Source organism: Candidatus Nitrospira nitrificans, from assembly GCF_001458775.1.
In the GTDB taxonomy this organism is placed as follows: domain Bacteria; phylum Nitrospirota; class Nitrospiria; order Nitrospirales; family Nitrospiraceae; genus Nitrospira_D; species Nitrospira_D nitrificans.
The window spans coordinates 164940-174194 of the sequence record NZ_CZPZ01000034.1 but is presented as its reverse complement, the minus strand read 5'-3'; the positions used below and the strand labels follow the sequence as shown (position 1 = coordinate 174194).

The window sequence follows — 9255 nt, the reverse complement described above, 5'->3', positions numbered from 1 at the left end:
TATAGCTAAGCCCACAATCATTGATAGCCTCTCACGATGTCGTCGAGGGTGGTCTGGTCCTGATACTCGCGGCGCTTCTTGAGAGCGGCGAAGTCATGCTCGATGGGATTGAGGTCGGGAGAATAGGGCGCGAGAAACAGCAGGGTCGCGCCAGTCGCTGCGATGAGCTGCGCTGTTTCGGGTGCGGTATGAAATGCGGCGTTGTCCATGATCACGAGATGGTGGACGTTCAGACGCGGGCACAGCCGCGTCTTCAGCCAGGCGTTGAAGACGGTTGTATCGCAGGTGCCTTCGAATAGACAGGGTTCGGCGAGTCGCCCATCCATGCGAGCGGCGATGAGCGACGTGCGGGGCCGTCGATGCCCGGAAACCAGGCCGTCCACACGCTGGCCTTTGGGCGCATATCCATGCCGCCGCGCCGTCGAAGACACAAACCCGCATTCATCGATGTACACGGGGTGTTTGCCACGGCGCACGAACCGCTCGCGAAGGCGGAGGAACTGTTTTCGTCGGAGCGGGTCGCGTTCGGAATAGCCCAGTCTTTTTTTTACGGGTCACCCCCAATTTTCGCAGCGCGTTCCAGATACAGTGCCGCGAGACCTGGAACTGCCGCGCCCGTTCCGCTTGAGTCTGATCGGGCTGTGCCTCCACATGCCGACGTAACTGCTCCCAATCCAGCTTGCGGGCCCGGCGAGGGCCGGGACGCTGGTACGTCAGGCCGCCAGGCTTGAGCCAGCGGTACACGCTCGCCTCACCGACCTTGAACCGCCGAGCCGCTTCGGCCTTGCTGCCTCCACCGCGAACAAACTCCACAACCCGTTGGCGCAAATCTGTTGAGCATCTCATCCCACAGGATCGCACATGTCTACCGTCAATAGCGATCAGTAATTGAGGGCTTAGCCATAACAAGAACCCCGCGATCAAGGCCGGCAGGTACCCGAACAGCATCTCATGAACATGCCACTCACGCGGAGTATAAAGAAAGTCCGCCGACACCCTGCCTGCGAACAGGGCAACCCAGGCCAGGACGGCCAAACCGGTGAATACCGCTGCGCCGAGAAAGAAGGGACGGAATCCGTAGGATAAGAATGCCGGTCCTGCATAGCGAGGGAAGGTCGGCTCGTCGTCCTCTTGTTGCTCGGCCGCGGCCGGCCGGCCAACCATCTGGGTCGGTTCCGATGCCATAGAGCTTGATTCTGGGGTGGAGCTCAGATGCCTGTCAACCAAGGGCGAACGTATGGGCAGGCCGCCGATCTCATGTCGAACGGTCCAGAAACCGTTTGGAAGCGGGATAGGTGCTCCAGAGCAGTTCGAGGGTGATGGATGTCAACAGAGCCGCGAGTTGTGTGGGTGTCTTGTCCGTTCCAGGCGTGAGTTCTTGCTCCCGCAAACGTATCCACAGTTCATGCAAAGTGGCGCGCTGCCCCGCGACCAACGTTTTTACCTTGTCGATCCAGAACCTGGGGTCTTCAGGATCCGCAACGTACTGCCCCTGGCCTCGGCCGAAGTGCGCGACAGCCAAATACCGGATGATGACGTCTTGGACCAGCAAATCCAGATAGTCATCCGACCACATGACCGGAGTCTGCTGGTGACCTGCCTGCCGCTCCGCCCAGGCTTCTCCCCCGAAAAAGCCGAGAACGCCTCCGACCACGGCCCCAGCGACCGTGAACAGACCCATGCTGACCCCACCTGTCGCCGCGTCAAGATGGAGTCCCGCGTAGGCCCCGCTGGTCAAGGCTCCACCGATCCCCCCAATGGCAGTCCCGCTAAGAGTGGCTTCGCCCCTACTTTGTCCGCCTCGTAGCACTTCGACATGTTCCATTCTGGCCTGGATCACACCGATCGCATCCCCTTCCAGACCATGCAGGGCAATGACCGCTTTCGTCGTCGCCCCAACCTCGTTCACCAAGTCCTTCAAGAGACTATCGACGGCCCGTTGTTTCTGCGCATCCATCGACGAACCGTCACCCTTGGTCAGCACTCGAGCTCTCGCGGCGCGTGACACCAGCACAGCCCACTGCTCCATTGCCGCATGGAACAGAGTCAGGTTCGCCTTCTTCCACGCGGCAAACAATCGGGCCATGCGCTGACGGTCATCCGGGGGCAACAGCGAGTGAATGGTCTCGAAGAGAATGCCTTCCTGGACCCAGCAGCGGCTGAACGCATCGAGGCTGTGCACGCCCCTGACGAACCCATAGCGAGCGAAGTAGTCCTTCCAGGGTTGCTCCAGGCGTTCCTGATCTTGGCGGTCTTTAGGAGGGCCGGTTTGATTCAGGAGGACGACGACCGGCTTGCCGATCCATTCGAGTAACTGCAGTTCCGGCGCGATATACCCCGCCATGCTCGGTTCTTCGGCCGCATTCACGAGATAGAGGACGACATCCGCCTCTTGCTGGACATTCAACACCGCCTGTTGGGCACACCAGGACGGCCGATCACGAAAGCGGTCCCACACCTCGGTCAGAATCCGAACGATGGGATTCTTGGCCCCCTGTAACCGCGAGAGGATTTTTTGGCAATTGGGAAAGCCGGGCGTGTCCCATAACTGCAGGGACTCCCCGTCCTCCGTTTCCAGCACGATGTATTTTTGATTCTCGAGGGTGACATGGGCTCGATCGGCGACGAGGCCGATATCCTTCCGGAGCAGCGTTCTCGCCAGGGTGGTCTTTCCGATATTCGTATGGGAAATCAAGGAGAGGGCGATCTGCTGTTTCTTGACGCTCATCGCGCTCCCCGAAAATCGCCGGGCCACAAACAGTCCGGCAAGGTTTGCAGTTCCCCATCCGGCGGTCCGGCAGGGTCCCGGTATCTCAGGGCCTGGAGTCCGCACTCTTTCACCAGCGTAGCCCAGGCCTGACACCGTTCATTCAGACGCTTTTCATGGTCGATCTGCGCATAGGCTTCGCAATCCAGCAGGACCAACAGCATGTTCGGCCGACCTCGGCCTCGGACCGTGGTTTTCAGCTCCTCTAAAAATTCGCCATGTGTTTCCTCCGGAGCCTGGGCCACATTGAACAACGCGACAGCGCACAGAGCTCGATCCGGGTCGACCGGAAAGTGTGGAGGGGGTTCGCCGTACTGGACTGAGTGTCCCAGATGGATATCCGCCAGCACGCCGAATGCGTCGCTGAGGAATGCCAGAAGCCGATCGTCGCCCTCCTTCACGCGATGGCTATAGGCCAGCACCTCCACAAGCAGCCCCTTCCCTCGGTAAGGATTCAGCAGTCGCCGGAAATACGGCTCATTGCTCGGCAGATGCATCGCACCGGCCAGACGAGCCGTACGCCTCCAGGCCGCCGCGGCCAGCAAGGTCCGCGGCAGGACAATGAAGAGTATCGTCGTCATCGCCCAGAAATGAATCCAGATCGCCGCATTGGCCCTGGCTGTGCCTTGCAGGTCAACGATGGCTTCCACGCCGGGCATCGGGGTCCCCAACAGCCAACTTGCCGGCGCGAAGAGGACGGAGAGAAAGGTGTGGACGCCCTTGGCACCCATGAACGTGCTGTCCCATCCCGCCTTGTACAGAAAACTGAACCCACGCAGGTAGAGTCCCGCGATCACGCCGATCGCCAGCGCGGCCGCAGCCGCGTGGAGCAGACTGCGGGCATGGGAGATCAACAATTCACGGCCGCCGTGGAGCAGGCGCGCGGCGTACATCGCAAGGGATGCTGCAATCCATCGCTGTTCGTCGGAACCCTGTGCGCGATCAGACCGAAGTCGGCTGAGCCGTCCCTTCACACCGAGTCCCAGAAGCCATTCCACCAGCCCCTCCAGGCCTGGCTGCGACCGATCTCGCGACGGTCGCGGCACGATCATGTCGTAGAGCACACCGGCATAGACAACCGCATTCCAGAGGAGAAGGGTGAGAAGAGGAAAATTCAGGAGGTTAATCTGACCCGCAGGGCCTATCGGGTCAGCGAGAAAGCCTCCGATCACAGCACAGCCGATCAGCAGCGTGACCGGCGTCTTGATTCGCAGAACGGCGAAAGCCGAAGCGAGCGCGGGATGTTTCTGAGTCAGCCGATCGATGATGTATTCAGCCCGCTCAATGACCGAAGCCTCTCCATGGCGGGCAGGATCTTCCAGGGACTTGTCACCTTGAGGATCGAATCTTTCATGACGAGGCAACTCCCGCTCGTACCGCAAAATAAACTTGTGGTCCGGATCATGTTCTTCGCAGGCCTGAACCAGGAGCACTTTGGCAAGTTGGGCAGGCGTCATCGATAGTCAGCCACGCGCTCGTTGTTCACAATGAATGTCCCTCTCCGCAACACGATGTGGCGCATTATCGGAGCCCGAAATGATTCCGTCAATGCATGTTGGGGATTCTTCATTCCATCATGCAGCTGTGGAGCCACGTACGAAGGTCTGTATCATTTCGTCTCTCTGGGCGTATCACTTGAGATACGATTTGCAGTGAAAACCATTCCGGCGTGAGTGTCGGATGATACACGGCGAGCATGCTCCAGTCCCAACTTTGACAAGCATATACAGCCACGCAGCCGTGCAAGTTTCCCCATGGCATTATCGTTGCGTAGAGGAATCATTCATCACGAGCACGATCCTTTGCGCTCGGCCCATCATCAAAGGAGGGATTGCGATGAAATGCGTAAGATGCAGTGGCCTGATGGTCGTGGATCATTTCCTGGATATGCAGGAAAGTTGGATGCCGATGTGGATGCGGGGACTGCGCTGCGTGACGTGCGGCAATATCGAGGATCCCTTGATCCATTATAATCGAATGATTCATGAGGTTCGCAGAACCAGAAGGCGAGTGTCGCGAGCGGCGCACCCGATCACCGCACCAGCTCAGGCAGCATAGCTGGGGTGCGACCGCCCTCACGACCCACTGTTTGACTGCTCCCCGTCACATGGATAGATTGACCGCCTGTGAAAAGAAATGGAGGAAGACCTTGTTGTGCGGGCGGTTCGACTCGTGACGGCGGCAGACTCAACCAAAGACAGAATTATTTTCCTGAGACTTGGACCTTAACGGAGGAGCGCCTCGATGAAACGTTTAAGCGACCTCACCGATTACGTATCAATCCTTCCCTACGCGAGCGAAATTTTTGGAGTATATCAGCCATTAATAGGGTGGAAGTCCAAGCGAATCGAAGCGCGCTTCGGTGATGGCCTCGCCCAGGACAAACGAAACATCGCACACGCGCTGACCAAGAGCTTCACCGGTGATGTTCAAATCAAGTACTTGGACGATGACGGTCATCCCTGCGCGGAGCCGGAAATCAGAATTCGCATCGGGCGCTTACTGGATGGCAAAAAACGGCACTCTGATAGTGTCTTAATCGACACCATCTCGCAACGGCTTCCTCCTCGTGAAAAGATGAAGGATGATGAGTGGGCAGAACACCTCACGGAAGAGCGCCTCAACATCTACCTCGTCGAGTTTGTTCACCCTCACTATCGCCGCAGCTTTACAGATCTCTGCGCGGAACTCCATCAGTTCGGCGGTCATCTGACGCGAGACAAGATGACGCTTGAATCTTTGAAGTCGGCAATCTCTCAACAATTGAACTACGAGTCGGCGTTGGCTGGAGCCTTACACTTGCTGCTTAAGGAAAAGCAGTTCGGCACGATCAAGAATCTTTTCTATTCAACACTCTCGCAAAACCAGACCGCAATCACATTGGCCAAAATTCTTTCGGCAACGAACAGCGCGGACGCGTATCTGGAGCTGGACAATCTTGACCCGCAAAATAGAGACCATCTTCGCAGCGTGGCTCTCTCTCCGATTAGCGTGGTGCATTTGTATCGTCAGTTCTTCTTCGAGCTTGATACTTTTCTGGGAACACCGGTGAGCCATGTATGGATGAGCCCCGGAGCGACCGTGGAGCTCATTGAGACACACACGACAAGAACCCTCGTGGAGCGCACGGTAGAGACTTCACTTGAAACGACCATGAAATCGGAACAATCGAGAACTGAGAAAGAAGAGCTGTCCGATGCCACGAAAGAAGACAACAAGCAAGACATCAAGCTTGGGGCGAGCGTGACGGCTAAATACATGTCCATCACGGCGACAGGCAGCTTTGATTTTACCGCCTCCCAGCAAACATCGCGAGAGCAGTCATACAAAAGAATGCGCGAGCAGTCCGAGAAACTCTCTTCCGAGATCCGCAAGAATTACAAGTCCACCTTCAAAACAGTGACGGAGACAACCGACACATCAAGCAAACGCTACGTCCTCAGCAACACAACCGACAAACTTATCAACTACGAACTGCGCCGCAAGATGCGCCAGGTCGGGGTGCAAGTACAAGATATCGGCACGTATCTCTGTTGGCAATCCTATGTTAACGATCCAGGCGCCGCCTTGGGCGTGGCGGAGCTCGTTCACATCGCCAAGAAGCCCGATCTGGAGGATCCTCCTCATCCCGATAAAGTTGTTCCTCAAAAGGATTTCTCGCAGGACATCCAGCCCGTGCGCATTCCATTTGTGCCGACCAACGACCACGATGACCGCGGAGAAGATTACGACTACGGCGCCGAACGGAACGACGAGGGTGAAGAAACCAAGTACCGTATTCAATGGGAATTCCCTCAAACGGTGTCGTGCGACAAGCCCGAATATGAGTTCCACGACGTCCAACTCCAGGTTACCGATGGCAATGCCGTGGTGGAGGTTCGCGACAAGAAAGCGGAAGGGAACAGGGGCAGTTTCACGATCATTCTGAAGCATGTGCATTTCGGTGATCGCGATGCCATCATGGTAAAACCGACGATTTTCTGGAAGTCGACTCAGGACGTGACGAAATTGGAGGAGGAGAACGCAAAACAGTTGAAAGAGTTCAAGGTGAAAGAAGCGAAAGCTTATCACGATGCATTCATCCTCGCAGCCAAGGACCGTGTGAAGTTGGCCAGCAAGATCGGGCAGCGTCCGTCGGACGAGTTACGCGAAGAGGAGCGCATCGTCGTCTATCGCAAGCTCGTCCAGGAGATGCTGATGAAGGGCATCGCCCTTCCCGACGACGCGACCCGACATGTGGTAGCCGAGCTCATCAACAATATCTTCGATGTCGATAAGATGCTGTATTTCGTGGCTCCCGAATGGTGGCGTCCACGGCGCCACCAAAGTCACCAAAGCCTGGGGAAATACACGGGACCGACGGCAACTGCCGTTCAATCCAACCTCGGCGTCTCGAAATCGCTGGCTGCAAAAATTGCGGCTGTCCCGGCCTTCGCCAAGGGCGTTCTCACCACCGCCTTCGGCAGCTCACAAAGAGAGACGCCGCTGAACGAGCATATCGTAGGTTGGGGAGGGACCAAGGAGAACCGCGACGATAACTACTACATTACTGAAGACTCCGACCCTGCAAAATTAGGAAGTTCGCTTGGGTGGCTACTGCAGCTTGACGGCGACAATATGAGAAATGCCTTTTTGAATGCGCCTTGGGTTAAGGCCGTCATCCCTATTAGGCCAGGAAAGGAAGAAGCTGCAATAAACTGGCTCAAGGGAGTCGAAGGATTCAATGGAATTGGTGACACTGATATCTACCACGCAAACAATCCAGAGGAAAAAGACATTCATGGCAACCCACTCGATGGGCAAAAACTCATTGATGTTATTCTCGACTTGGCCAAGAAGATTAAGCAAAAGCATGAAGAGGGAATCAAACTGGGGAAATACCCCAAGCCACAAGAGCTTGACAAACCAGAATTGGTAGACAATGACAACGCTGTCACTTCAACCCCGATTGATAGAGTCTATGAACATGGCTTTTATCCGCTGAAAGGAGGATTCAAAGCGAAGGTTGAGCAAAACTACGACATGGTAGCCCAATGGATAGAAGTCCTGCCTACAGACCAAGTTGTGCCGGTCGAAGTAAAGTATGACCCAAAGACAGGACGACAGGTGTAACACCATATACTCGGTGACACTCGGTTGCCTGGTCCGATCTCATTTCCTGCCTTGCACATAAAAGCAAGGCGTAACCTGTAGGCTGTCGTATGCCTCTGATAAGACCAGTGGTAGGGTGCCATGAAAGTTGGATTTAACTATCCAATGTCCTTCAATAGGTTCGGGGCCGACATCGGACCGAACCCACATTGCTCATTACGGCAATGGGTAACGGAGCAATCGCTTGTCGCCAAGGGCGCTGTGGGACGCATACCACTTCCCCCACTTTTCGAGAATCTTGACCGCAATCTCGCCAATCTAAAGAAGATGGGGATTTATGTCGTGCGATTTTTCCTCTTGGCCAATGGCTTCAACTGGCTCGGCCATGGTCCGATTCTCCGAGGGCATAATGGCCAGAATCCGGCGCTCCCCTATCACAATTGGGAGTTTTCGCCTTTATTGAGTGTAGATCCGAGGTTTGTGCTTCATTTTGAAAAGCTGCTGGCGAGTTTCCGCAACGCTGAGCTGCTTATCATCCCATCACTTGTAAGCTTTGAATTTACCGGCAACAGCAGAATGCGTGACGAAAAAGGCTTGGCGCCAGGGGGACGGGCTGATTGCATTAAGGACCCCGGCAAGCGGCAAATATTTTTGAGTACGGTATTGAATGCTCTGCTCACTGCGTCAGCTCGATATACACAGCAGATTTATGCGTGGGAAGTGATCAATGAACCGTATTGGTGTTACTCGCCGATTGGCCCGCTCTCTAACGCATCGAGCGATGTCATGAAGGCCAACCCGGATACGCTCGTGGGTTTTGCTAGGCAGCCGGAGGTCACTCAGGACGAGATGAATACATTCATCGGAGAAGCAATTGCATTGATCAATTCGAAGGGTTTCCCATCAACCGTGGGGCATAGATTTTTCAGAGATTTAGAAGAAAGAAGGCCCCTGGACTGGGAGACTGTTAAACCGCCACAGAGTTACCTCTACTATGCGGGAAGCAAACCTCAGTTCCACTATTACGCCAAGCCGACGTTGGGACTCGGGGACCCCTACCAGATCAAGGATCAAGGTCTTTTCAACGCGGCAGCAGGAGGTATTTTACCTAAGCCATTTTTGGGTGAGTTTGATTCCGACCTAAACAGTTTCGGAAAACCCTGGCCCGAACTGCAAGGGAATGACTCCACGTTGAGCCGGTTGCGATTACTTGAAAGTCAGGGGTGTGAACTCGCATTGCTCTGGCCGGATCAAGGGACGCCTTCAAAAGATGCCCGCCCTGATCCTATCAAATTAGCTTCTACCACCCGTCAAGCCATAGTTAATTTTACTGGCGGAACGATGCCCCCTCCAAACGAATGACCACACAGGATGACTTTCTCCGACGTCTCTCTAAA

7 protein-coding genes are annotated in these 9255 nt (G+C 55.6%); 3 read left to right on the top strand and 4 right to left on the bottom strand.

Annotated elements, in window-relative coordinates:
- Window positions 1-17: 17 nt before the first annotated feature.
- The 4 genes from COMA2_RS18000 to COMA2_RS17985 form a co-directional block, all read right to left on the bottom strand.
- Entirely contained in the window at window positions 18-476 is a 459-nt protein-coding gene (locus COMA2_RS18000) for a transposase (RefSeq protein WP_175304559.1), read from the bottom strand.
- Window positions 442-1185, bottom strand: coding sequence for an IS630 transposase-related protein (locus COMA2_RS20360; RefSeq protein WP_175304706.1), 744 nt, complete (start codon window positions 1183-1185; stop codon window positions 442-444). The genes COMA2_RS18000 and COMA2_RS20360 overlap by 35 nt, the downstream gene beginning before the upstream one ends.
- Window positions 1186-1255: 70 nt before the next feature.
- Window positions 1256-2728 (bottom strand): DUF3482 domain-containing protein, encoded by a 1473-nt coding sequence (locus tag COMA2_RS17990; protein ID WP_090901706.1) that lies wholly within the window; start codon window positions 2726-2728, stop codon window positions 1256-1258.
- Window positions 2725-4224: a DUF2868 domain-containing protein gene (locus COMA2_RS17985; RefSeq protein ID WP_090901704.1), complete on the bottom strand. Its 1500-nt coding sequence runs from the start codon at window positions 4222-4224 to the stop codon at window positions 2725-2727. The genes COMA2_RS17990 and COMA2_RS17985 overlap by 4 nt, the downstream gene beginning before the upstream one ends.
- Window positions 4225-4608: 384 nt before the next feature.
- Here COMA2_RS17985 and COMA2_RS20960 point away from each other — a divergent pair, with 384 nt between their 5' ends.
- The 3 genes from COMA2_RS20960 to COMA2_RS17970 all read left to right on the top strand — a co-directional run bounded on the left by COMA2_RS20960 (window position 4609) and on the right by COMA2_RS17970 (window position 9220).
- Entirely contained in the window at window positions 4609-4740 is a 132-nt protein-coding gene (locus COMA2_RS20960; protein WP_281176464.1) for a hypothetical protein, read from the top strand.
- Window positions 4741-5011: 271 nt separating this feature from the next.
- A complete protein-coding gene (locus tag COMA2_RS17975; protein WP_090901698.1) occupies window positions 5012-7879 on the top strand; it encodes a hypothetical protein in 2868 nt (955 codons plus the stop codon).
- A gap of 120 nt (window positions 7880-7999) precedes the next feature.
- Window positions 8000-9220 (top strand): hypothetical protein, encoded by a 1221-nt coding sequence (locus COMA2_RS17970; RefSeq protein WP_139077479.1) that lies wholly within the window; start codon window positions 8000-8002, stop codon window positions 9218-9220.
- The last annotated feature ends 35 nt before the right edge of the window (window positions 9221-9255 follow it).

What these genes read in the sequence shown, in the direction of transcription:
- COMA2_RS20360 (WP_175304706.1), bottom strand. Translation starts at nt 1,185, where the DNA reads ATGGCATCGGAACCGACCCAGATGGTTGGCCGGCCGGCCGCGGCCGAG.
- COMA2_RS17990 (WP_090901706.1), bottom strand. Translation starts at nt 2,728, where the DNA reads ATGAGCGTCAAGAAACAGCAGATCGCCCTCTCCTTGATTTCCCATACG.
- COMA2_RS20960 (WP_281176464.1), top strand. Translation starts at nt 4,609, where the DNA reads ATGCGTAAGATGCAGTGGCCTGATGGTCGTGGATCATTTCCTGGATAT.
- COMA2_RS17975 (WP_090901698.1), top strand. Translation starts at nt 5,012, where the DNA reads ATGAAACGTTTAAGCGACCTCACCGATTACGTATCAATCCTTCCCTAC.
- COMA2_RS17970 (WP_139077479.1), top strand. Translation starts at nt 8,000, where the DNA reads ATGAAAGTTGGATTTAACTATCCAATGTCCTTCAATAGGTTCGGGGCC.
- COMA2_RS17985 (WP_090901704.1), bottom strand. Translation starts at nt 4,224, where the DNA reads ATGACGCCTGCCCAACTTGCCAAAGTGCTCCTGGTTCAGGCCTGCGAA.